Genomic DNA, 21,012 nt, shown 5'->3' with positions numbered 1-21,012 from the left:
AGTCACCGGTCGGGTCAATCCGCGGGGCGAACGCGTCCCCTAACCGTCGCTAACGGGTGCCTACCCGTCGCGGGTACGAACGTGGCGGTTGACGAAACCGAACGCGGACTCCCGAGCGCACTCGGCAGTCTGGCCGGAAAAAACGAGCTTACGCCTCGTCGTAGGGCGGTTCGAGGTCGCGCGACCCGTCGTCGTCGCGGCGACGGACCGACGCGGTCGTGCGAGACCGCTGTGGGCGGGGACGAGGCGCCTCCTCGGACCGGGGCTTCGCGGCCCACGACCCGTGGCAGTCCCGACAGTAGTTGCCTTTGTACGCCCGCGTGAACAGGTACTGCTCACCGCAGCGGATACAAACCGGGGACTGGGTCATCGTACGACACCTCGGACGAGGGTTTCGAGGGCATTCATATGCTATCATACCACATATGTTCCCGAGAGGCATAAGTATGCAAGGCCTACAGCGGGTGCCCCCGTTTTTCGCGGAATCTTTACTCGTAGACGGCGAACGGTTCGCATGGACGATTCGCTTCGCGCAGGCGTCGCCATCTACAACGCGGGCGCGTACCGGGCGGCCCACGGCGCGTGGGAGGCGACGTGGCTCTCGCTCGACCGCGGGAGCGACGACGAGCGGTTCCTCCACGGCCTCATCCAGTTCACCGCGGCGGTCCACCACGCCCGCGACGGCAACGACTCGGGCGCGGTCGGCCTCGCCCGGAGTGCGCGGGAGTACCTCGATGGCCTCGGCGACGACTACCGCGGCGTCGACCTCGCCGGCGTTCGGGCGTTTCTCGCACGACTCGAAGCCGACCCCGCCGTCGCCGACGACCCGCTCGCGCTCCGACTCGCCGGGCGAGTCGTCACCTACGACGACCTCGATTTCGACGCGGTCGCCGTCGCGGCCGAGACGCTCGCGGAGGAACTCGACGGCTACGACGAGGCTATCGTCGCCGACGCGGTCGGGTACGCCCGCAAGGAGGTCGCCGACGGGACGCAGACGCAGTTCACGGCGATGGTGTTCGACTTCGTGCGCAACGAGGCCCAGCGCGGGCTGGTGTTTCAGCGATTGAGTGAGCACATCCGCCGTCGGCGGCGGCGCGAAGACGACGTGAGCGGCCTGTTCGAGTGAGAAAAAGAGAGGTCTGTCGAACGTCGTTGGTGACGATATCGTTTCAGAGATACGCCTTCCTAATTACGAGCAGTAGCCAGACGACCGGGGCGAGGGCGATGAGCAAGCCGACGATGCCGATCAGATAGTCCCCTTCGACGAGTCCCCGCGCCCATCCTCTCCCGAGGTGAAAGACGAACAGGGAGCAGGCGAGCAAAACCGCGGTGCGGAGCGAGACTCCCGAGTCCTCCGCATTGGAACCAAGTAACGACATTACGCTCTCGTTCGTGTCGAATTTCTATAAAATCTCTCCCGTTCCGTTCGTACGCCTCCAGACCGGCTGTTTCACACGACGACCTAGCTGGAGAACGGGCGTTCAAGAGGCCCAAAAACCGAGGTTCCGACGCCGCAATCAGGCTTCGTCCAGCGGTTCGCCTTCGAAGGTGAACTCGGCGGAGTTGTCCTGGGGGTCGTAGCCGAGCACCGCGCGGGCGCGGTCGATGGAGTAGTACTTGCGGTCGTTGTCGGAGATGCCGTAGACGATTTCGTAGTCGTAGTCGGCCTCGATACAGCACTCGAAGAGGTGCGCGCAGTCGCGGTACGACAGCCACATCGCCTGGCCGCGCTCGTACTCCTTCGGCGGGTGGTGCTGGGTGAGGTTCCCGATGCGGACGTTCACGACCGAGATGTCGTGGTGGTCGTGGTAGTACCGGCCGAGCGTCTCGCCGGCGGCCTTGCTCACGCCGTAGAGGTTACTCGGGCGCGGGAGTTCCGTCCCGTCGAGTCGGAACTCGTGGTGCGGACGGTACATGTCCGGGGTCCGGTCCATCGTCTCGTACGCGCCGACGGCGTGGTTCGAGGAGGCGAACGCGAACTTCTCGACGCCCGCATCGACGGCGACGTCGAACATCTGCTGGGTGCCGTCGATGTTGTTCCGCAGGACGCTGTCCCACGGCGCTTCGGGACGCGGGTCACCCGCGAGGTGGATGACGGCCTCGACGCCGTCCATGGCGTTTCGCACGGCGGTCTCGTCGGTGACGTCGGCGACGTACACCTCCGTGGGGTCGACCGAGTCGGGTATCTTCTCGTCGGAGAGTGGCTCGCGGTCCAGCAGCCGCCAGTCGTAGGCGTCGCCGATGTGCCCTAGTATCGCCTGGCCGACGCGCCCGCCAGCCCCCGTCAGCAAAACCGGCTGGTCCATTCGGTGTAAGTTCTAACAAGAGAGGCTAAGTAAGGACCGGTTCGCGCTCGCGCGACCCCTCAAACCGCCGAACTTTACCCGAGGGCGACGGAGTTCCGGGCATGGTCACAGACCCGCAGACGGCCTGCTTCGAGGCGGGCATCAAGTTCGGAACGCTCTACCACCAGTTCGCCGGGACGCCGGTCTCGCCCGACAGCGCCCGGAGCCTCGAACGGGCCATGGCCGAGGCCATCGAGAACCAACCGTACTGCGAGTCCGTCTCCGTGCACATCCTCGACGACGCGCTGGCAGCCGAACTCGCCGAGTCGACCGCCGACTACACGGAACTCACGGGCCGGTTCATGGAAGTCGAGATGGAAATCGACTACGAGGGCGTGCGCGTCCGGACGCGCATGGAGATGGAAGACGGCTACCCGCTGATGAAACTCGTGTCGGTCGAATGACCCGGCCGCGAAGCGCCGCCCGCGGGCTCGTCGTCCGCGACGGCGAACTCCTCACGATTCGGTACCGCACCGACGGCGAGGACTGGTACGTCGCGCCCGGCGGCGGCCAACAGCGCGGCGAGTCGCTCGCGGAGACGGTCCGCCGGGAAGTGTACGAGGAGACCGGCTACGAGGTCGCCGTCGGGTCGCTCGCGTTCGTCAGGGACTTCGTCCCCTCGACGCACTACGACGACAGAGGCGACGACGGCCACCAAGTGGACCACTTCTTCTGGTGCGAGCGAGTGAGCGAGGATCCGGACGACCCGACAGAGCGCGATTCGGTTCAGGTGGGCGTGCGGTGGCTCCCCCTCGACGAACTCGGCGAGGTCCGATTCTTCCCCGGCCCGCTCGGCGACCGACTTCGGGACGGCGACCCCGACGAGATGGGCGACGGACGCGACGCGGTCTACCTCGGCGACGTGGACTGAGAATCCACCCGCGACGAGCGCGGAGTCGTTCGATTTCACTTTCACTTTCGGGGTCGTTTTTAAACCCCCGCGTGCCGAACGTGTGAGCATGAGTCAAAGCACGCTCGGCGACGACGACCTGTTCGGAGAGGCGGCGGCGGAGATGCGCGCCGACGTCGAGGAGCACCTCGACGAGGCCCGGTCGGCGCTGCCCGACCCGGACGACGTGTGGGACGCGGAGGCCGACAACGTCCTCGGCGTCCTCAACGGTCTCCGCTCCTCGCTCGACGTCGAGGGCGCGGCCGAACACGTCCGACAGGCCAAGAAGTGGTACGTCATCGGCCAGCGCGCCGAGGCGTTCGACGACCCCGAGGACCTCGAAGAAGCCATCGAAGAGCTCCAGGAGCTCATCGAGATGGTCGAGGAGGCCCACGAACTCGTCGGGGAACTCACCAACACGATGCCCCAGCTCCGCGGCGCGCTCACCGACGCCGCGGAGGCGGCGGAAGCGGCCGGCGACGAAGAAGAAGAGGAAGAGGAGTAACCCGCCGACCGGCCCGCCGGTGAGCCGGCGCGCCGACTTGCGAGCCGTTCAGTCGAGTTGCCGGCGCTCGACCGCGTCGAGGAGCGACGCGAGCGCCTCGGCCGCGAGCGATTCCAGCTCCGCGCCGCGGTCGGCGTCCCCCTCGGCGGGGTCGCCGACGACGCCGTTGTCGGTGAACTCGTCGGAGTCGTGGGCGAGGTTGACGCCCGAGACCCACTCGCCCCAGCGGTCGGCACCCCCATCGCGGGCCTCGTCGATTCGGTCCTCGCGGACCAGTTCGGGGTGCGTGTGACGGAGTAAGGCGGTTTCTAGCGGACCGCCGTGGCCCATGTCCGAGGAGTGGTCGCCGACGGCGTCGAACCACGTGAAGGCGACCGCGTAGACGTCGCCCGTCCGCGAGACGCGCCGGCAGAGCTCCGCGAGCGCGTCGATGTTGCCGCCGTGGCCGTTGACGACGACGACGCGGTCGAAGCCGTGGTGGGCGAGCGATTCGATAGTCTCGCGGACGTACGCGCGAAAGGTGTCCGGCGAGACCCAGAGCGTGCCGTCGAACGCGCGGTGTTCCTCGGCGACGCCGACCGGGATGGTCGGGCCGACGACGACCTCGCCGTCGAACGCGTCGGCACCCGCCTCGGCGACCGATTCGGCGTTGAGCGCGTCGGTTCCGAGCGGCGCGTGCGGGCCGTGCTGTTCCGTGCTTCCGACCGGGAGGAGCGCGAGGTCGCCGTCGAGGGCAGCGACCTCGGTCCAAGTGGCTTCGGAGAGTCGCATGCGCAAAGAAGTGTTTGCCCCCTCTTAGTGGTACGCGAAGCCTCAGTCGTCGCCGGCGTCGACCTCGGCCTGCCGGCGGGCCGCGCGCTCGACGAACTCGTCGGGGAGTTGGTCGATTTCGCCGGCTTGAACCCCCCACAGATGGGCGTAGAGACCGTCCTCGGACAGGAGGTCGTCGTGCGCCCCGCGCTCGACGATGCGCCCGTCTTCGAGGACGACGATTTGCTCCGCGTCCTTGATAGTCGACAGGCGGTGGGCGATGCTGAACGTCGTCCGGTCGGCCGTGAGTTCGTCCAGCGAGCGCTGGATGAGCATCTCCGTCTCGGTGTCCACGTCCGAGGTCGCCTCGTCGAGGACGAGGATGTCCGGGTCCTTCAGGATGGCGCGGGCGATGGAGACGCGCTGGCGCTGGCCGCCCGAGAGCTTCACGCCGCGCTCGCCGACCTTGGTGTCGTAGCCCTCGGGGAGGTTCGAGATGAACTCGTGAGCCTCGGCGGCTTTCGCGGCCGCGACGACCGCCTCGTCGTCGGCGTCGAACGTCCCGTAGGTGATGTTGTCGCGGACGGTCCCGTAGAACAGGAACGTCTCCTGGCTGACGTAGGCGATGGACTCCCGGAGGCTGGAGATGGTCACGTCGCGCACGTCTTGGCCGTCGATGTTGACGTGCCCCTCGTCGGGGTCGTACATGCGCATCAGGAGCTTGAGAATCGTCGATTTCCCCGCGCCCGTGGGGCCGACGAGCGCGAGCGTCTCGCCGCCGTCGACCTCGAAGGAGATGTCCTCGACGATGGTCTCGCCGTCGCCGTAGCCGAAGGTCACGTCGTCGTACTCGACGCGGCCCTCGGAGACGGCGAGGTCGGGCGCGTCGGGCTGTTCGGCCAGCCGCGCGGGCTCGTCCATCAGGCCGAAGATGCGGGCGCTGGAGGCGTGGGCGCGCTGGTACATGTTGATAATCTGCCCGAACTGGGCGAGCGGCCAGACGAACTGCTGGGTGAGCAGGATGAAGGTGACGAACTCGCCGACCGCGAGGTCGCCGGTGAAGGGACCGGGGCCCTCCCCGTTGATGACCCACAGGCCGCCGACGACGAAGGTGAGGGTGAAGCCGATGCCCGCGAGGATTCGGAGCGCGGGGAAGAACTTGATTCGGGTGTTGATGGCGTCCCAGTTGGCGTCGAAGTAGTCCATCGAGACGCCGTCGACGCGGTCGGACTCGTGGGGTTCGGCGTTGAACGTCTTGATGACCTGGATGCCACCGAGGTTGTTCTCCAACCGGGAGTTGAGTTTGCCGACCGACGAGCGCACGTCGGCGTACTTCGGCTGGATGATGTCGACGAACTTCCACGTGAACAGCGCGATGAGCGGGACCGGCAACAGGGCGACGAGCGCGAGTTGCCAGTTGTACGACATGAGGACCACCGCGATGGCGACGACCATCACGGAGAGGCGGAAAAACGAGTTCATCCCGTCGTTGAGGAACCGTTCGAGCCGGTTCACGTCGTTCGAGAGGATGGACATCATCTCGCCGGTCTGCTTGTCGGCGAAGAAGTCCATGTTGAGCAGTTGCATCCGGTCGTAGGTGTCGGTCCGGACGTCGTGTTGAATCTGCTGGGCGTAGGCGTTCCAGCCCCAGTTTCGGAGCCAGTGGAACAGCGCGCCGGCGGTGAAACTGAACACGATGATGCCGACGGCAAAGAAGAACTGACCGTCTCTGGTCGCGGGGACGTACGGCGCTATCCACGCCTCGGGGAGGACGGGAAACCCGGCCGCGAAGGACTTGTCCTGCCGGATGATGGCGTCGATGGCGAGGCCGAGGATGACCGGCGGCATGAGGTCGAGCACGCGGGCGGCGACGCTCGCGAGGACGCCCACGACGAACTCGAAGGTGTTCTCGCGGCCGTACTCGGCGAACAGCCGCCGCATCGGGTTGTCGACCCGCGCTCGTTGGTCCTCGAACGGGTCGTCGTCGTCGATATCAGGGGGCACGACAACGGTTCAGGGGGCGCTCGAAGTAAAGTACTCGGGTGCGGGAGGGGTCCGCCGGTAGATTAGCACCGGGCGTTCCGAACCGTATTACCGCTAGAGCCACCGGATTCGACGACCTGCTGTTGGCTGACGCCACAGAGGTCGTTCTGGATGAGTCGGTTGTCGTGGGAGTCGTCCAGCGTGACGCCGTGAGCCAAGAGTCCCGTCGTGACGACGTTCTTGTGAATCGCGTTTCGGTCGCTTCCCGCGAGTTCGAAGCCGGCGATGAGAATATCGACCTCGTTCTCGACGAAGCGGTTCCGGTGGCTGTCGCGGAGTTGGAAGCCGGGACCACCGCCGTCGGCGAGGTTCTGTCGGAACAGGTTTCGATTGCTTCGGACGAGTCTCACCGGGAAGTCCTCGGTGAGGAACTCGCAGTCGACGAACTCGTTTCGGTGTGAGTCTGCGAGCGTGAGCACGACGGGACTGATGAGCGTACACGACTCGAACCGAGTCCGAGTGGTGCGTCTGAGAGCGACACCTTGCTCCCAGGTGAAAAAGCTCGTATTCCTCACCTCACACCGCGTCGAGTCCGCGAGGACGAACTGCGAGAGCGGGTCATACTGGTCACCCGGATGGCCGACGACGCGCGAGTCCGCTATCGACACCCGGCTCGAATCGGTGATTCGGCCGCCCTTCGTCAGCACGATGTCGGTTATCGAGACGCGACTGCCCGAAACCGTCGTCTCGCCGACGACGGCGTACCCCCGGCCGTCGATGCGAACGTTGTCGGCGAGAACCTCCAGACAGTCGAGGTTGCCGTCGAGGACGTACCGCCCCGGTTCGGTGATGCTCGCGCATCCCGAGAGTACCGTTCCGTCGGACCCCGATTGCAGTACGCCCGGCATGAGCGCCGGAACTGCGGCGAGGCCCAGCCCCCGAAGCGCTCTTCTCCTCGTGAGTCGAGTCGACATGACACTTTCTCAACTACAACACGTCGGCACAAATACAGATATTGTGAGATGCATACCAATTACGTATCAGAATTCGTGACGTACTGTCATTCCGACCGGCGGGGTCGAGTGGGGTTCGGACCCGGCGCTCAGACGACTCGTTTTTCCACTTCTGGGTCGATACCCGCCTCGACGAGGTCCTGTCGGACGCGCTCGCGCAACGGGTCTGGGACCGTGTCGCGACTGACGGGGACCGCGACCTCGCCGTCGCCTTTCACCTTCCAGTAGAGGACGCAGTCCGACGGTTCGTAGTACTCGATGCTGTAGGCGTCGTCCGCCCCGCGGTAGTGGACCCGCGCGGCGAACCCCTCGGCGCGCCACCCTTCGAGTTCCGAGAGCGCCGCGACGTGTGCTGTCATAGTGGGGTCAACGGTCGCCGGCCCTTCGGGTGTTTCGCATCTACTCGACTTCGACACGGTCTCCCGCGTCGATGCCGGTCTCGTTCGTGTACCCGTACGGGAGTTCGAGAACGTACTTCCCGGTTCCGCGGTAGCGGGTGAGGTCGGACTCGCTCGTTCCCTCGGGGTCGAGTTCGGCGTGGTGGATGCGCGTGATGGTGCCGTTTTCGGCGACGAAGACGATGTCCAGCGGGAAGTCCATGTCGCGCATCACGTAGGCGTAGGTGCCAGACGAGTCGTGGACGAACCACATCCCTTCGTTTTCGGCGAGCGACTCGGTGTCGCTCAGGCCGGTAAAGCGCTTGGCGCGGGTGTCGGCGACGCGGGCGTCCACGGTCGCCAGCGTCTCGCCGGTCTCGTCGTCAACGACGGTGAGCGTGGTCCGTTCGTAGTCGTCGGTCGAGCCGGGGACGACCGCGGGGTTGGAGAGGTACGCGACGCTCGCGACCGCGACGACGACGGCGACGACGAGCAGCGCGGTTCGCGCGCGAGAGGTCATTGCCGGACGTGACGGTCGCCGCGGGTCTAAGGGTTCCGGGGGACCGGTCGAAACGAAAACCGTTATGAGCGCGAACCGGTTCGATTGAGATGCAGGGCTCGTGGTCTAGTTGGTTATGACGCGGCCTTTACAAGGCTGAGGTCGGTGGTTCGAATCCGCCCGAGCCCATCAAATTTTGTGACGAACCGAACGGTGAGTCACAAATCTGTTCCGTGAGGGCGGGAGAACCTTGCGGCAACCGAGCGTAGCGAGGTTGACGGAGTGGTTCGAATCCGCCCGAGCCCACTTCTGACGACACGCCACGACGAGCGTAGCGAACGGCAGAGCCGTGAGCATAGCGAGGAGTCTGTGTCGTCTGAGCCGACTCACACACTCCGTTGCATCACCAAAAGCGACATCGGGACGTTGGCGGCGACGAGACCGTACGCGCCGCCGAGGAGCGGTTCGACACCCAGCGACGGGGCGAGGAGGTAGCCGCCGACGAACCCGAGCGGGTCGAAGACCAACGCGAGGATGATGAGCTGTACTGCGAACGGTTTGGAGGTGAACCAGCGGGGGAGCATCTGTGACACAGTCGTCTCGGAAGTGTTGCCCCACAGACCATTTAGTTCTGTGTGGTCGCGCTCAGAGCCACGAGGACGCGAACCCTTTTAGCCCGACACGAACCCACCACCGAGTAGTGAACACAGTCGCACGACTCCGTGAGACCCCTCGGCGGGCGGCCGTCGCGCTCGGCTACGCGCTCGTCGTCCTCGTGGCGTCGATCGTTCCGACGCCGCCGGGGAGCCTCACACCGATGGGTCCGCTCGGACTCGTCGGCCTCGATAAGTGGGTCCACGCGGCCGGGTACGCGGGTCTCGGGTTCGCCTTCGCGTCCGCGGTGCGCGCCAGGGGACGCAAAGAGGTCGTTGGAGCCGTCGTCGTCGCCGCCGCGTTCGGGGCGGGTATCGAACTCGTGCAGGCGGTGCTGCCGTACCGGTCGTTCGGCGTCGCCGATGCGGGGGCGAACCTCCTCGGTGCGGTCGTGGGCGGGGCGCTCTGGGTCGCGGTCGCGTGGGTCGCGGAACCCCGGAGGTAGGGTTATCTCACCCCCTCACGAAGGGCGAACGAACGGTGAAGGCAATGGGCACGAGACGACTCATCCGGGCATTCGGTCTCGCGGGAATCGGCGTCGTCGGGACGTACCTCCTCGCGGTTCGACCGTGGCACAGGCGCTGGGGGACCACCGACGACGAGGCGACGGGCTGGCTCCCCGGCGATGATTTCGTCGGCGACGCGGACGTCACCTCGACGCGGGCGATTACGATTGCGGCCCCCGCGCGGGCTGTCTGGCCGTGGCTCGTCCAGTTAGGGCAGGACCGCGGCGGCTTCTACAGCTACGAGCGATTGGAGAACCTGTTCGGCCTGCAGATTCACGACGCGGACCAAATCCTCCCGCAACACCAGCGGCTCGACGTGGGCGACGAGATACGACTCGGCCCGCCGGGCTCGGGCGCGCCGTCGTTCCGCGTCGCCTTGGTCGACCCCGAGCGGACGCTCGTGTTGAGTGCGCCGGGCTGGGAGACCGGCGAGAGCCCGGCGGTGTGGACGTTCGCGTTGCACGAGGTGGCACCCGGCGCGACGCGGTTGATCATCAGATACCGCGGCCGGTCGGAGACGCTCCGCGGGCGCGCGATGAACCGCTTGGTCGTCGAGCCGGTCCAGTTCGCCATGGAACGAAAGATGCTCAAGGGGATTCGGTCGCGGGCGGAGCGGGCGCGGGCGAGCGCGACGGGCGGTCGGCACCGCTGACCCAGCGCCGACGGGCGATTCGAAAGTCTTTTTGATGCGGTCCGGCTTCGGAAGAGTGCGAGCCGCCTTAGCTCAGACTGGGAGAGCACTCGACTGAAGATCGAGCTGTCCCCGGTTCAAATCCGGGAGGCGGCATTTTCCTGCGAACTACCGAGGGAGCGTCGCGACTGAGTCGTGAGCAGTGAAAATGCGACCCGACCGGATTCTGAATCAGCGAGCAAATCGAAGATTTGCGAGCGAGGTTCAAATCCGGGAGGCGGCAGTCGAGTCCTCGACGACCAATCGGAACAACGCCCGAGTCCGGCGGCTCAGACCCGTAGACTCGAACACACAGCAGCACAGGGACCTGCGGCGTTCTTCAGAAGACTTATCCGCGTGAGGTCGCTGGATTCAAAGGCAATGGCGAAAGGTAAGGTCGACTTCTTCAACGACACTGGCGGCTACGGTTTCATCTCTACTGACGACGCGGACGACGACGTGTTCTTCCACATGGAAGATGTTGGCGGTCCGGACCTCGAAGAGGGTCAGGAAATCGAATTCGACATCGAGCAGGCCCCCAAGGGCCCGCGCGCGACGAACGTCACCCGCCTCTAAGCAGGCTTCCGTTCACCGCAGTACATTCACAAACTGACGAACTTTCCTCCGTTTTTCACGACCGCGAGCGACGGCGTTTCGGCGACCGGGTGAGTGAGTCACAGACATGCGGAAGGGTTATCCGTCCGCAGGGTCGTTGTACAGTCGCAATGGCGAAAGGTAAGGTCGACTTCTTCAACGACACTGGCGGCTACGGTTTCATCTCTACTGACGACGCGGACGACGACGTGTTCTTCCACATGGAAGATGTTGGCGGTCCGGACCTCGAAGAGGGTCAGGAAGTGGAGTTCGACATCGAACAGGCCCCCAAGGGCCCGCGCGCGACGAACGTCACGCGCCTGTAATTCGGTTTCCGAATTCAGTAACAGACGAATCGATTTCTGAGAGTTTTTTTACGCACCCCTGAGCCGTGAGGCTGTGCTGTAGGACCCCCGCCGCGAGTAGACGCAGACCCGACCGAGCGTCACGAACCTGTCGAACCCAGAAGGCTCTTATCCTCTCGTAGTTGTGCATCAAACGAACAACAATGTCCGACGACGGGGAGCTGGAACCTCCCGCGGGAATAGACGACTCCCACATCGGCGCGGGCGTCTTCGACGAGACGATGGGTCCTGGCTCGTCGTTTGCGCACCTATACCGGGGTGAGATACACCGGATGAAGTCGTGGCGCGAGCGACTCGACCGGACCAGCAACTGGGCGATTACGCTGATGGCCGGGATTCTGACGTGGTCGTTTTCCGCACAAACGCACCCGCACTACATCATCCTCCTCGGGGTAGTGACGCTGAGCATCTTCCTCTGTATCGAGGCGCGGCGCTTCCGCGCGTACGACATCTGGCGCTCTCGGGTCCGGATGATTCAGCAGAACGTCTGGGCGTACGCGCTCGACCCTGACGGCGGCGTCCTCGACGAGGACTGGCGGGAGAAACTCGGGGAGGACTACCGCACGCCGAACATGAAGATACCCTTCGAGGAGGCGCTTGCCCACCGGCTCCGCCGGGTGTACCTGCCGCTGTTCATCGTGATGCTCGTCGCGTGGGTCATCCAGCTCACGGCGTACACGGACGGGACGACGCTCGTCGGGAGCGCCGGCGTCGGCGGCGTCCCCGGAAACATCGTCGTCGCCCTCGTCGCCGGGTTCTACGCGACCCTGCTCGGCATCTCGTTCCGCCCGCGCGAGTGGCACGTCAACGGCGAACTCATCCCGAGCGACGTCACGGGATGGGAGCAGTCGGAGTACGGCGACTCGTAGCGTCGCAATTCGAAATGGTTTTTTCGCTCCTGCGCGTCTGTCGAACCGCGCCGCCTTAGCTCAGACTGGGAGAGCACTCGACTGAAGATCGAGCTGTCCCCGGTTCAAATCCGGGAGGCGGCATATTCTGAGATTCTGAGCGGAGCGAAGAATCGAAGAAACGACGCCGGACTGATTTGAACCAGCGAGCAAATCGAAGATTTGCGAGTGAGGTCCAAATCCGGGAGGCGACCCTTCTCAGACTGAGTTCAAATCCGGGAGAAAAACGAAACCGACACCCCGCTTAGGCCCGCGCCTCGTCGAGCCACGCGGGTTCGTCGACGGTCGTCGAACCGACGCCCGTAAGCGAGTACTCCCACGACCCGCGGACCTCGGTGCCGTCGTCCATCCGCCCCGAGAACGCCCACGATTCGTGACGCGAGAGGCCGTCTTCGTCGACGAGGACGGCGTACTCGAAGTTCGTAACCTCCAGGTTCCCGGGCTCGCCCTGCGCCGCGGCCGACCCGGCGAGAATCAGCGCCTCGCTCGCGGACGAAAGTTCGTAGCGCTCGACGGACACGCCGTCGAACGTCTCGGTGCCGGCGAACGTCAGGTCGTCGTCAGCGCCGTACGCGCGGGCCTGCGAGAGCGCGATGGCGGTGGCGAGAACCTCCATCGACCCCTCGTAAGAGGTGTACGTGGCCTCGTCGCCGTCGCCAATCCAGACGTACGTCACGCCGTCGGCGACGTACTGCTCGACGCCTCCCGCGTCGGGTTGGCCGTCGGTCGCCGAGGTCGTTCGACTGTACGACCGCTCGGCTTCGAGGTCGGCGTAGAACTCGCGGGTGACTTCGGTCTCGACGCCGTTCGCGTCGACGCCGGTGTACGACCAACTGACGGAGAAGCTCCCGGCGTCGCGGAGGAGACGCTCGGGGTCGCTCAGTTCGAAGTCGTCGGTTCCGCTCGCGTCGGAATCCGCGCTGTCGCCGCCTCCATCGGGGTCGTCGATGTCGTCGGTTGGGGCGGCCGGCGCGACGTCCGCGCCGCCGGTACAGCCGGCGAGGAGCACGAGAACCGCGACAATCAGGACGGGGATACGGTTGGAATACACGACAACCATACGACGAGTAGAATCTTAAGTAGGCACCGCAAATCGCGTCGGTTCGGCGCGGCCGGCGGGGAAACTCACGAGTGAAGAGGTGAGCGGAACGTTCAGACCGTCACCGACGCCGACCTCGTCACGTCGCGGTGCGAGACGCGGACCTCGACGCCCGACGGGGTGACGGAGACGGTCACGTCGTCGACGGTGCGTTCGTACTCGGCGGTGTGGCTGCCGGACCGGGAAACGCGCAGGCGCTTCGAGAGGAGGCCGGCGTCCACGAGCGGGTCGAGTTTTCGGTACGTCGTCGAGAGCGGGAGGTCGCACGCCTCCGAGAGTTCGCTCGCGGACCGGGCGACGCCGTCTGTCGCGTCGAGAATGCATCGGCAGTCGTCGTCTTCGAGAAGCGAAAAGAGCGCGTCGACCGCGGCGTGGTCGTCGACGACGCGGGGTTCGGACGAGGCGGTCGGGGAGCGGATGGCGAAGGGAAACGAGGCCTGACTCATACTTCTGTAGACTCGACGGACGGGGACCAACGGATAACCACGATAGCGTGGGACGTTTATATACTCGGGCGGACGCGGGCGCGGCCGTCTCGACCGCTACCCCTCTTCGAGGACGTCGCCGAGCAGCTTCGTCAGGGCGGCCGCGAGGTGTTCCGAAAAGGTCGACTGGTTGATTTCGAGTTCGGCCGCGACCTCGGTCGCGTTGGCTCCGCGCGGGCGCTCGAAGTAGCCCATGTCGTAGGCCGTCTGGAGGACTTCGAGCTGACGGGCGGTGAGCTTCCCGCGGTCGACGAAGACGCTGTCGCCGGGGGCGTCGCCGGTGGGCGAGCGCACGAGGCGTTTGATGTCGAGTCCGGGAAAGCGGTCGCGAAGCTCGCCGATGACGGCCTGCAGCTGTTCGTAGTCGGCGGCGTGGAAGACGAGCGTCAGACTGCCGCGCTGGGCGAAGTAGCGGTCGACCGGACAGCCGAACTCGCCGAGGCACTCGCACGGACAGCCGGCGCTCCCGTCGTGGGTGTAGCGGTAGAGGTGCTTCGAGCCGTAGGAGAAGATGGGGTCGAGCGCGGACGCCTCCGGCGGGTCGTCGGCCTCGAGGACGAACTCGGAGACGCTGACGTCGCCCGGTGTGGAGACGACGCTGGTCGAGACGGAGTCGACGACGGAGTCCGTCGAGTGAGCGACCGAGGCGACGGGGCAGACCGACAGCGAGTCGAATTCGACCGTGGCGCGGATACCGGCGGGCATGTGTTACGCGCGGGCGCGCCGGTGCTCGCCGCGGGACGCGACGACCGCGGACATTACTTGTCGGACTCCGCGGCGTCCAGTTCGACGGCCCGGCCGCCGAGCGTCTCGGGGTCGAGTTCGAACAGCTGGATGTCGAGGTCGCGCTTCGTCTCGCCCCAGATTTCGAACAGCGGGCGCTTGGCCTTGCCGTACTGAACGATGCGTTCGACGGTCAGCTCGTCGGGGTCGACGCGTTCGAGCGTCCCCTCGGCGATGATGCTCCGGTAGCTCCCGTCGTTCGACTCGTGGACGACGAGTCGGGCCCGCGGGGACGACGTGAGGAACTGCCGCTTTTCGCTTTCGGGCGTGGAGACGAGACGGAGATAGAAGCGACCGCTCTCGCCGTCGTAGCCGTAGGAGATTGGAATCGCGTATGGTTCGTCCGCCTTCGCGAGCGAGAGGACGCCCGTCTCGTGACGGGACAGGACCTCGCGTATCTCGTCGGGCGAGAGTTCGGTCTGTTGGTCCAGAGACATCGGTTCGTACCACCAGACTCGCGGCCGACGTAATTACTGTTACTTCTCGGCGGTGTCCGAGAGACCCCAATCGGGCGATATCGGCGGGGTCGGTCACAGGCGCGACTCGCTCAGGCGGTCGAAAATCAGGTGGTCGAGAAGGCGTCGGTCGTGAGCGCGGCGCTACAGATGACACAGCCGTTTTCGAGGAGGGCGTCGCGCATGGAGTCGTTGACCAGCATGGACTCCGCACACTCCGGGCAGACGAATGTGTAGTCCGCGCTGTCGCTCATGTGGTTCGTAGTACGCGTGGCACACGTATATGTAGCCTACTGTTTTTCGAACGCCGAGGGCGCGGTGGAGCGAACGCCCCAACCGGGCACGGAGAAGAATGGAACCTCACGCGGAACACGGAGCGAACGCCTCGGTCGAGGTCGGACTCCCGCAGATGGGACAGCCGCGTTCGAGGACCGCCGCGCGCATCCCGTCGTTGACGGCGAACCCCTCGCCGCACTGCGGGCACGTGAACTCGTAGTCGTCCGTCGGCGACGTGGCGCTCATCAGTCCACCTCCGGCGGTGCGAGCGTCGCCGTCATCGCGACCGCCCCTCTTCGCCGTCTTCGCCGCCGTCCGTGGCGACCTGCCGGAACGCGAGCGACACGCCGGCGTCGTCGAACGAAAACGAGAGCGTGTCGAAGGTGGTCGCGAACTCCCGCGGGTGGTGCGTCGCGGTCTGAATCCGCAGTCGCTCGTCGAGGAGCGACGCCTCGGTGAGCAGGTCGAGCTTCCGGTAGACCGTCGACAGCGGCACGTCGCAGAGTTCGGCGCACTCCTGCGCGGTCCGCGGGGCCCCGTCGCAGGCGGCGAGGATTCGCCGGCTGTCGCCGTCGCTGAGCGCAGAGAGGACGGCCGACGGCTCCGCGGCGACCTGCTGGGGTCGGGTCAGGTCGAGCGTCGATGCACCACGTGCGGCGAAAGCGGAAGAGGAGTTCATACTTCGATAGACGACGGACAACGGGAGGTATCTCCGCCCGCGCTATCCGGGGTGGTTTAAGTACTCGACCCGTCTCCGGCTTCGAGTTGGGCCAGTCTGCGGCGCACCGCGGGGTTCGAACTCGGCGCGAGGATGAAGTGGCCCGCACCCATCGTGAGACTCCGCAGGTACCAGTAGACCGCGCGCTCGACCGGGCGGAACCGGCCGTCGGTCAGCGCGACCGCGCCGCGCCACGCGTTCCGCCGTCCCTCGCGGAGCGTGAAAAACGACAGCGCCTCGTCGAACCGACCCAGCGACTCGTCGATGTCGGCGACGCCGTCGGCGTACCGCTCGGCGATGAGGTCCTGTTCCTCGTCGACGAGGCGGCGGAGGACCCGATTTATCCGGCGGTGGTCGTCGTACTTCGCGGGTCGGTCGGGGTCGATGCCGACCTCGTGGAGCGCCAGCGCGAGGTCGTAGTTCACGTGCGCGTTGACGCCGAGCAACACGTCCTGCACCACGAGCGACTCCCCGGCGAGTGCCGTCTCGAAGGAGAGTTGCCACGGGTCGGGCACGTCGTCGTGGTCGCCGCGCTCGAAGGCGCGGAACGCCCGGCGGTAGTGGTCCGCGAAGGTGACGAGGTAGTCGGCGACCCACTCGGGGTCGGTGAACTCGCCGCCGCCGAGTCCGCGGTCGACCTCGGCGGTCACGCGGACGTAGATGGTCAGGAAGGCGGCGCGGCGGTCGCCGCGCTCGTACAGGAGCGATTCGAGCGCCGACAGCCGCTCGTGGGCGTCGGCCACGTCCCGGAACGGCGCGTCGACGAGTTCGAGAACCTCCTCGGTCGCGTCGCGGGCGACGCCGGCGAGCGACGGGTTCGGCGTCCGCACCGCGGCCGCGAGCTTTCGTCCCTCCTCGAACGTCGTCCGTCGCATGGGTTGGCCGTCCAGACGGTCCCGCCTTCGATAACGATACCGGCGCGCACGCGCTCGCGACCGAGAATCCGCGGGTGGGACGCTCACGCCCGGCGCTGGAGACCGGACCGGGAGTCGATGCGAAGCTCCCACCCGAGGATGTCCTGCATCGGCTCCGTCTCCGAAAAGAGGGTCGGATACCAAGCGTTGTCTTCGAGCACGTCGTGGACGCGGTCCCAATCGCCGTCGTCGACCCGGCGGAGTTCGCCGTCGACGACGACGCTCTCCCACTCGTCCCGCGAGGGAGCGTTCCAGACGGCGAAGCTCGCGCGGGCGGTCCGCTCGGCGAACTCGGTCTTCTTCGAGGACTCGCCGGGACGGAGGAAGACGAAGTAGAGTCGTCCCCGGTCGGCGTCGTAGCCGAACGAGAGGGGAATCCCGTAGGCGACGCCGTCGTCGGCGAGCGAGAGAACGCCGACGCCCTCCTCGCGGAGCAGGCGGTCTATCTCCTCCGACGGCATCTCGATTCGGTTGTGTTCGGCGAAGTCAGGGGCCATGGGAAATATACGCACGGAGATGGCATAAGCCTGCCAGCGACCCGGAGACCGGCGACCAGCGACCGACGGGCGGCCTCGGCGCGCTCGCTCGCTCGGCCCCGACGCGCGACGCGGGGCTTATCCCCGGCGGCGACGAACCGCGGGACGACACCCGGATGACGGTGAACACACTCCACCGGCCGACGCACCGCGACGCCCTCGTCCACCTCGAAGCCGCCTTCGAACGCGGCGACATGGTGACCGTGTTCGGCCGGTGCACGGTCGACTACGACGGCCGCGCGACGAGCGAACTCGGCCCCGGCGACCGGCTCGTCGTCCTGAAGCCGGACGGCTCGATTCTGGTCCACACCGACGAGAAGCGGACGCCCGTCAACTGGCAGCCGCCGGGGTGTACCCACTCCGCGAGCGTCCGCGACGGCCGGCTTCGAGTCCGGAGCACACGCACGAGCCCCGACGAGCGACTCGACGTGCACTTCGAGCGCGTCGAGCAGTGTTCGGCCTACGCCGTGAACGACCGCAGCGACCTCGAACTGGTCGGCAGCGAGGAGGACCTGCGGCAGCACATCCTCTCGGACCCCGACATCCTCGAACCGGGCTTCGAGCCGCTCGAGACCGAGCGGCAGAGCGACGCGGGCGCAATCGACATCTTCGGCGAGGACGCCGACGGCGTCCCGGTCGTCGTGGAGTTGAAGCGCCGGCGCGTCGGCCCCTCGGCGGCGAGTCAGCTCCGACGGTACGTGGACGCGCTCCACCGCGAGTTCGGCGACGACGAGCCGGTTCGCGGCGTCCTCGTCGCTCCCTCGGTGACCGAGCGAGCGGCGGACATGCTCGACCGCGAGGGACTGGAGTTCGTCGCGCTCGACCCCGAGACGGGCGCACCGCCGGTCGAGGAGGACGACGGCGAAACCGACGGGTCGGACGGGAACGGGGAGAGGGACGGAGCGGAAGAAGACGGCGACGGCGGCGACGACGGCGACTAATCAGTCCAGACCGGCGGCGGCGACGAAGTTCTCGACGGTCCGAGCGGCCGTCACGTCGTCGAAGTCGCGGTCGGCGTCGCCGTCGGGCCAGCCGAAGTCGTCGGCGATGCGGTCGAGGAGGTCGGCCGTGAACTCGGGGTGGTACTGGACCGTCCAGACGGGCGCGTCCTCGTGGCGCGTCGCGAGGTGGTCGTAGTAGTCCGCGGCGGCGACGGTCTCCATGCGGTCGCCGGGGGCGACGACGTAGTCGCCGTGGACCATCGGGATGCGTCCGGAGACGCCATCGAACAGGGGGTCGTCGCCGAGGTCGACGTCGGCGATGCCGCGGCGCTGGTCGCCGGCTTCGACGGTGCCACCGAGCGCGTCGTTGACGAGCTGGTGGCCGAAACAGACGCCGAGCGTGGGCAGTTCGCGGGCGACGAGGTCGCGAGCGAGCAGGCGCGCGTCGGCGAGCCACGGGCGCTCGTCGGCCTCGTAGACGCCCGCGGTGCTCCCGGTGAGCACGACGGCGTCGACGTTCGAGAGCGTCGGGAGGCCGTCGTCGGGGAGCGAGTGAACGGTCCCCTCGCGGCCGTCGAGGGCGAGGTCGGCGAGCGCGTCGGTGAAGTACGCGGGGCCGTCCGCAGGCATGCAGTCGCAGACGAGCAACATGGTCCGAACCGTAGCGACGGCGGCGCATAAGCGTGTCTCCCGGTCGCGGGGTCGACTCGTCCGCCGCCGGGGACCGGCGGGACTCGATACGGTTCGGTGGCCCATCGCGGCGAACCGACGTGCGAGCCCCTGACACGACCGCGGCGGGCGAATGAAGCTTCGAAGCGTTTTTAGCCCGCCTGACCCTTCGGTTTCACAAGTAACCATGTCAGACAAACCCGCCTCTATGTACCGGGAGATTACGAACCCGGCGTACACCCGACGCGAGTACATCACGGGTATCCCCGGTTCGAAGATCGCACAGCACAACATGGGCGACCTGAAAGCTGACCCCGAGGACTACCCCGTCCAGATCAGCCTGAAGGTCGAAGAGGAAGTGCAGATTCGCCACGGTTCGCTCGAATCCGCGCGTCTGTCTGCCAACCGTCTCATGCTCAAGCACGCGGGCGAAAAGCAGTACAAGATGATTCTGCGCAAGTTCCCGCACCACGTCATCCGCGAGAACAAGCAGGCGACCGGCGCGGGTGCGGACCGTGTCTCCGACGGGATGCGCCAGTCGTTCGGGAAGGTCGTCGGGACCGCCGCTCGCATCCCCAAGGGCGAGACCGTGTTCACCATCTACTGCGACGTCGAGGACGCGGAGACGGCGAAGGACGCCTTCCGCCGCGCGTACAACAAGATGTCGCCGCCGTGCCGCATCGTCGTCGAGCGCGGCGAAGAGTTGCTCGTCGCGTAAGTTCGCGACCTCGCGCCGGCGCGTGGTCGGAACGCGCCTCGCCTCGAACCCATCATTTTTCCCCCGGGACCTCACCTCGTAGCGTATGCTTCGGTTGGCGGTCACCACCTCCAGCGAGACGTTCGAGCGAATGCGCGGCCCGCTCGGCGACCGCGGCATCGACGTGGGACACCTCCCCGCCGAGGGGTTCGCGCTCGACCTCTCGACGCCGCCGGCCGAGTCGTTCGACGCCGGCTTCGTCTACCCCTCGCGTCCGATGGAAGGCGGCGTCGTCACCGCCAGACACGACATCCCGTGGGTGAACACGCGCGAAGACGTGCTCACCTCGCGGAACAAGGCGGGCGTCATCGCGACGCTCGAACGCGCCGGGCTGCCGGTTCCGCGGAGCGTCTACGTCTCCAACCCGGCCGACGAGTCCGACCTGCTCGACGCCGTCGAGTCGGCGGGTCTCGACTATCCGGTCGTCGTCAAGCCGAACTCCACGACGCGGGGCGTCGGCATCGCCAAGGCCCACGACCCGGACTCGCTTTCGGGGCACGCGGACGTGCTGAGCCTCGTCCACGACTTCCGCGCGACCGGCGACAAGTCGTTCCTGATTCAGGAGTGGCTGCCGGACGCCCGCGACTACCGCGCGATGGTGCTCGACGGCGAGGTCGTCGGCGCGGTGGAGCGCCGACTGACGGAGCGCGCGCGCGACGGCGGGCGCTGGAAGCACAACGTCCACCGGGGCGCGGAGGCGGTCGGGACGGACCTCCCGAAGCGACACCGCGACCTCGCCGAAGCGGTCGCCGACGAGTTGGGCATCCGCTATCTCGGGGTTGACCTGCTGGAATCCGACGGGCGGGTCGTCGTCTCGGAGACGAACGCCCGGCCGACCATCGACGACGACGCGAAGTACGACGACGGCTTTTTCGACCGACTGGCGGCGCTCGTCGAGCGGGTCGCAAAGAAGTCCTGAGCGGGCCGCGCGAAGTCGAGTCGCTACTCGACGTCGATTGCGGCGGAGTCCTCGGCGCGGTCGAACGTGACCTGCAGGACGCCGTTGTTGAAGGTGGCCGATGCGGAGTGCTCGTCGACGCGGGCCGGGAGGCGGATGCGTTCGTCGTACTCGCGGCGGTCACCGGCGGCGCTGATAGTCAGCGTCTCACCGTCGCACTTGAGGTCGATGGCGTCTTTGTCGACGCCCGGGAGGTCCGCGACGAGTCGGAGTGTAGAGCCCTCATCGTACACGTCGATGTGGGTCTCGGAGGCGAATCCGGCGTCGCCTCCGGTCATGTCGTTCATCATCCGTTCGATTTCGTCGAAGATGTTGTCGAACGGGTCGTCGCGGTCGTCTCTGACCATGGGGGCCGCTATGAAA

General features: G+C 66.6%; 32 protein-coding genes and 3 tRNA genes. 15 read left to right on the top strand and 20 right to left on the bottom strand.

Annotated elements, in window-relative coordinates:
- Nucleotides 1-148 precede the first annotated feature (148 nt).
- Nucleotides 149-370: a DUF7564 family protein gene (locus ABY42_RS02405; RefSeq protein ID WP_050458621.1), complete on the bottom strand. Its 222-nt coding sequence runs from the start codon at nucleotides 368-370 to the stop codon at nucleotides 149-151.
- Nucleotides 371-514: 144 nt separating this feature from the next.
- On the opposite strand from ABY42_RS02405, the gene ABY42_RS02400 reads away from it, so the two are divergent.
- Complete coding sequence (locus ABY42_RS02400) at nucleotides 515-1,126, top strand: DUF309 domain-containing protein (RefSeq protein WP_050458620.1); 612 nt, start codon at nucleotides 515-517, stop codon at nucleotides 1,124-1,126.
- Between the two features lie 43 nt (nucleotides 1,127-1,169).
- Here the strand turns inward: ABY42_RS02400 and ABY42_RS02395 are convergent, their stop codons facing one another.
- Nucleotides 1,170-1,379, bottom strand: coding sequence for a hypothetical protein (locus ABY42_RS02395; RefSeq protein WP_050458619.1), 210 nt, complete (start codon nucleotides 1,377-1,379; stop codon nucleotides 1,170-1,172).
- Between the two features lie 138 nt (nucleotides 1,380-1,517).
- Complete coding sequence (gene azf / locus ABY42_RS02390) at nucleotides 1,518-2,306, bottom strand: NAD-dependent glucose-6-phosphate dehydrogenase (protein WP_050458618.1); 789 nt, start codon at nucleotides 2,304-2,306, stop codon at nucleotides 1,518-1,520.
- Between the two features lie 101 nt (nucleotides 2,307-2,407).
- Here azf and ABY42_RS02385 point away from each other — a divergent pair, with 101 nt between their 5' ends.
- From ABY42_RS02385 to ABY42_RS02375, 3 genes are all read left to right on the top strand, one after another.
- A complete protein-coding gene (locus ABY42_RS02385) occupies nucleotides 2,408-2,749 on the top strand; it encodes a dihydroneopterin aldolase family protein (protein WP_050458617.1) in 342 nt (113 codons plus the stop codon).
- Entirely contained in the window at nucleotides 2,746-3,216 is a 471-nt protein-coding gene (locus ABY42_RS02380; RefSeq protein ID WP_050458615.1) for an NUDIX domain-containing protein, read from the top strand. The genes ABY42_RS02385 and ABY42_RS02380 overlap by 4 nt, the downstream gene beginning before the upstream one ends.
- A gap of 88 nt (nucleotides 3,217-3,304) precedes the next feature.
- On the top strand, nucleotides 3,305-3,739 hold the full coding sequence (locus tag ABY42_RS02375; protein WP_050458614.1) for a DUF5790 family protein: 435 nt from the start codon (nucleotides 3,305-3,307) through the stop codon (nucleotides 3,737-3,739).
- 48 nt (nucleotides 3,740-3,787) lie between these two features.
- On the opposite strand, the gene ABY42_RS02370 is transcribed toward ABY42_RS02375, so the two are convergent.
- From ABY42_RS02370 to ABY42_RS02350, 5 genes are all read right to left on the bottom strand, one after another.
- Nucleotides 3,788-4,510, bottom strand: coding sequence for a creatininase family protein (locus ABY42_RS02370; RefSeq protein WP_004973334.1), 723 nt, complete (start codon nucleotides 4,508-4,510; stop codon nucleotides 3,788-3,790).
- 42 nt (nucleotides 4,511-4,552) lie between these two features.
- Nucleotides 4,553-6,430: an ABC transporter ATP-binding protein gene (locus ABY42_RS02365; RefSeq protein WP_394324754.1), complete on the bottom strand. Its 1,878-nt coding sequence runs from the start codon at nucleotides 6,428-6,430 to the stop codon at nucleotides 4,553-4,555.
- Nucleotides 6,431-6,555: 125 nt separating this feature from the next.
- Nucleotides 6,556-7,446 (bottom strand): NosD domain-containing protein, encoded by an 891-nt coding sequence (locus ABY42_RS02360; protein ID WP_050458612.1) that lies wholly within the window; start codon nucleotides 7,444-7,446, stop codon nucleotides 6,556-6,558.
- A 128-nt stretch (nucleotides 7,447-7,574) separates the two neighbouring features.
- Complete coding sequence (locus tag ABY42_RS02355) at nucleotides 7,575-7,844, bottom strand: DUF7538 family protein (RefSeq protein WP_004973340.1); 270 nt, start codon at nucleotides 7,842-7,844, stop codon at nucleotides 7,575-7,577.
- A gap of 40 nt (nucleotides 7,845-7,884) precedes the next feature.
- Complete coding sequence (locus ABY42_RS02350; RefSeq protein ID WP_004973342.1) at nucleotides 7,885-8,382, bottom strand: DUF192 domain-containing protein; 498 nt, start codon at nucleotides 8,380-8,382, stop codon at nucleotides 7,885-7,887.
- A 94-nt stretch (nucleotides 8,383-8,476) separates the two neighbouring features.
- Between ABY42_RS02350 and ABY42_RS02345 the strand changes: the two genes are divergently transcribed.
- Nucleotides 8,477-8,550, top strand: a tRNA-Val gene (locus tag ABY42_RS02345).
- A gap of 197 nt (nucleotides 8,551-8,747) precedes the next feature.
- On the opposite strand, the gene ABY42_RS02340 is transcribed toward ABY42_RS02345, so the two are convergent.
- On the bottom strand, nucleotides 8,748-8,945 hold the full coding sequence (locus ABY42_RS02340; RefSeq protein WP_004973344.1) for a hypothetical protein: 198 nt from the start codon (nucleotides 8,943-8,945) through the stop codon (nucleotides 8,748-8,750).
- A gap of 116 nt (nucleotides 8,946-9,061) precedes the next feature.
- Here ABY42_RS02340 and ABY42_RS02335 point away from each other — a divergent pair, with 116 nt between their 5' ends.
- The 7 genes from ABY42_RS02335 to ABY42_RS02305 all read left to right on the top strand — a co-directional run bounded on the left by ABY42_RS02335 (nucleotide 9,062) and on the right by ABY42_RS02305 (nucleotide 12,142).
- A complete protein-coding gene (locus ABY42_RS02335) occupies nucleotides 9,062-9,460 on the top strand; it encodes a VanZ family protein (protein WP_004973346.1) in 399 nt (132 codons plus the stop codon).
- A 44-nt stretch (nucleotides 9,461-9,504) separates the two neighbouring features.
- A complete protein-coding gene (locus ABY42_RS02330) occupies nucleotides 9,505-10,173 on the top strand; it encodes a hypothetical protein (RefSeq protein WP_050459878.1) in 669 nt (222 codons plus the stop codon).
- A gap of 61 nt (nucleotides 10,174-10,234) precedes the next feature.
- Nucleotides 10,235-10,308 (top strand) — tRNA-Phe (locus ABY42_RS02325).
- Between the two features lie 264 nt (nucleotides 10,309-10,572).
- On the top strand, nucleotides 10,573-10,767 hold the full coding sequence (locus ABY42_RS02320; RefSeq protein WP_004057907.1) for a cold-shock protein: 195 nt from the start codon (nucleotides 10,573-10,575) through the stop codon (nucleotides 10,765-10,767).
- A gap of 149 nt (nucleotides 10,768-10,916) precedes the next feature.
- On the top strand, nucleotides 10,917-11,111 hold the full coding sequence (locus ABY42_RS02315) for a cold-shock protein (protein ID WP_004057909.1): 195 nt from the start codon (nucleotides 10,917-10,919) through the stop codon (nucleotides 11,109-11,111).
- A 182-nt stretch (nucleotides 11,112-11,293) separates the two neighbouring features.
- Nucleotides 11,294-12,019 carry a DUF2270 domain-containing protein gene (locus ABY42_RS02310; RefSeq protein WP_004973353.1) on the top strand — a complete coding sequence of 242 codons (726 nt, stop codon included), beginning with the start codon at nucleotides 11,294-11,296 and terminating at the stop codon, nucleotides 12,017-12,019.
- Nucleotides 12,020-12,068: 49 nt separating this feature from the next.
- Nucleotides 12,069-12,142 (top strand) — tRNA-Phe (locus ABY42_RS02305).
- Between the two features lie 160 nt (nucleotides 12,143-12,302).
- On the opposite strand, the gene ABY42_RS02300 is transcribed toward ABY42_RS02305, so the two are convergent.
- The 9 genes from ABY42_RS02300 to ABY42_RS02265 form a co-directional block, all read right to left on the bottom strand.
- Nucleotides 12,303-13,109: a DUF7537 family lipoprotein gene (locus ABY42_RS02300; RefSeq protein WP_050458609.1), complete on the bottom strand. Its 807-nt coding sequence runs from the start codon at nucleotides 13,107-13,109 to the stop codon at nucleotides 12,303-12,305.
- Between the two features lie 101 nt (nucleotides 13,110-13,210).
- Entirely contained in the window at nucleotides 13,211-13,603 is a 393-nt protein-coding gene (locus tag ABY42_RS02295; protein WP_050458607.1) for a winged helix-turn-helix domain-containing protein, read from the bottom strand.
- A gap of 96 nt (nucleotides 13,604-13,699) precedes the next feature.
- On the bottom strand, nucleotides 13,700-14,347 hold the full coding sequence (locus tag ABY42_RS02290; protein WP_050458606.1) for a helix-turn-helix domain-containing protein: 648 nt from the start codon (nucleotides 14,345-14,347) through the stop codon (nucleotides 13,700-13,702).
- A gap of 53 nt (nucleotides 14,348-14,400) precedes the next feature.
- A complete protein-coding gene (locus ABY42_RS02285) occupies nucleotides 14,401-14,862 on the bottom strand; it encodes a pyridoxamine 5'-phosphate oxidase family protein (protein ID WP_004973359.1) in 462 nt (153 codons plus the stop codon).
- A 125-nt stretch (nucleotides 14,863-14,987) separates the two neighbouring features.
- Nucleotides 14,988-15,134 carry a DUF7560 family zinc ribbon protein gene (locus ABY42_RS19680; RefSeq protein WP_004973360.1) on the bottom strand — a complete coding sequence of 49 codons (147 nt, stop codon included), beginning with the start codon at nucleotides 15,132-15,134 and terminating at the stop codon, nucleotides 14,988-14,990.
- 106 nt (nucleotides 15,135-15,240) lie between these two features.
- Nucleotides 15,241-15,402 carry a DUF7560 family zinc ribbon protein gene (locus tag ABY42_RS02280; RefSeq protein WP_004973363.1) on the bottom strand — a complete coding sequence of 54 codons (162 nt, stop codon included), beginning with the start codon at nucleotides 15,400-15,402 and terminating at the stop codon, nucleotides 15,241-15,243.
- Between the two features lie 31 nt (nucleotides 15,403-15,433).
- On the bottom strand, nucleotides 15,434-15,835 hold the full coding sequence (locus ABY42_RS02275; RefSeq protein ID WP_004973364.1) for a winged helix-turn-helix domain-containing protein: 402 nt from the start codon (nucleotides 15,833-15,835) through the stop codon (nucleotides 15,434-15,436).
- A gap of 56 nt (nucleotides 15,836-15,891) precedes the next feature.
- Nucleotides 15,892-16,749, bottom strand: a complete 858-nt coding sequence (locus ABY42_RS02270) for a DUF5995 family protein (RefSeq protein WP_004973367.1) — start codon at nucleotides 16,747-16,749, stop codon at nucleotides 15,892-15,894.
- 83 nt (nucleotides 16,750-16,832) lie between these two features.
- A complete protein-coding gene (locus tag ABY42_RS02265; protein WP_004973371.1) occupies nucleotides 16,833-17,285 on the bottom strand; it encodes a pyridoxamine 5'-phosphate oxidase family protein in 453 nt (150 codons plus the stop codon).
- A 155-nt stretch (nucleotides 17,286-17,440) separates the two neighbouring features.
- On the opposite strand from ABY42_RS02265, the gene nucS reads away from it, so the two are divergent.
- Nucleotides 17,441-18,265: an endonuclease NucS gene (gene nucS / locus ABY42_RS02260; RefSeq protein ID WP_050458604.1), complete on the top strand. Its 825-nt coding sequence runs from the start codon at nucleotides 17,441-17,443 to the stop codon at nucleotides 18,263-18,265.
- Here nucS and ABY42_RS02255 read toward each other — a convergent pair whose 3' ends face one another.
- Nucleotides 18,266-18,916: a type 1 glutamine amidotransferase gene (locus ABY42_RS02255; RefSeq protein WP_004973377.1), complete on the bottom strand. Its 651-nt coding sequence runs from the start codon at nucleotides 18,914-18,916 to the stop codon at nucleotides 18,266-18,268. It lies immediately after the preceding gene.
- Between the two features lie 205 nt (nucleotides 18,917-19,121).
- Between ABY42_RS02255 and ABY42_RS02250 the strand changes: the two genes are divergently transcribed.
- The gene (locus tag ABY42_RS02250; RefSeq protein ID WP_050458603.1) at nucleotides 19,122-19,652 is read left to right on the top strand and encodes a 50S ribosomal protein L16; all 531 of its coding nucleotides are present in this window, start codon (nucleotides 19,122-19,124) and stop codon (nucleotides 19,650-19,652) included.
- A gap of 85 nt (nucleotides 19,653-19,737) precedes the next feature.
- On the top strand, nucleotides 19,738-20,610 hold the full coding sequence (locus ABY42_RS02245) for an ATP-grasp domain-containing protein (protein ID WP_050458602.1): 873 nt from the start codon (nucleotides 19,738-19,740) through the stop codon (nucleotides 20,608-20,610).
- Between the two features lie 23 nt (nucleotides 20,611-20,633).
- On the opposite strand, the gene ABY42_RS02240 is transcribed toward ABY42_RS02245, so the two are convergent.
- Nucleotides 20,634-20,996, bottom strand: coding sequence for an Hsp20/alpha crystallin family protein (locus ABY42_RS02240; RefSeq protein ID WP_004970480.1), 363 nt, complete (start codon nucleotides 20,994-20,996; stop codon nucleotides 20,634-20,636).
- Between the last annotated feature and the right edge of the window lie 16 nt (nucleotides 20,997-21,012).

It is taken from the genome of Haloferax gibbonsii (assembly GCF_001190965.1).
Taxonomy (GTDB): Archaea; Halobacteriota; Halobacteria; order Halobacteriales; family Haloferacaceae; genus Haloferax; species Haloferax gibbonsii.
Note: the sequence above shows the minus strand (reverse complement) of the source record. Positions and strands in the feature narration are given on the sequence as shown.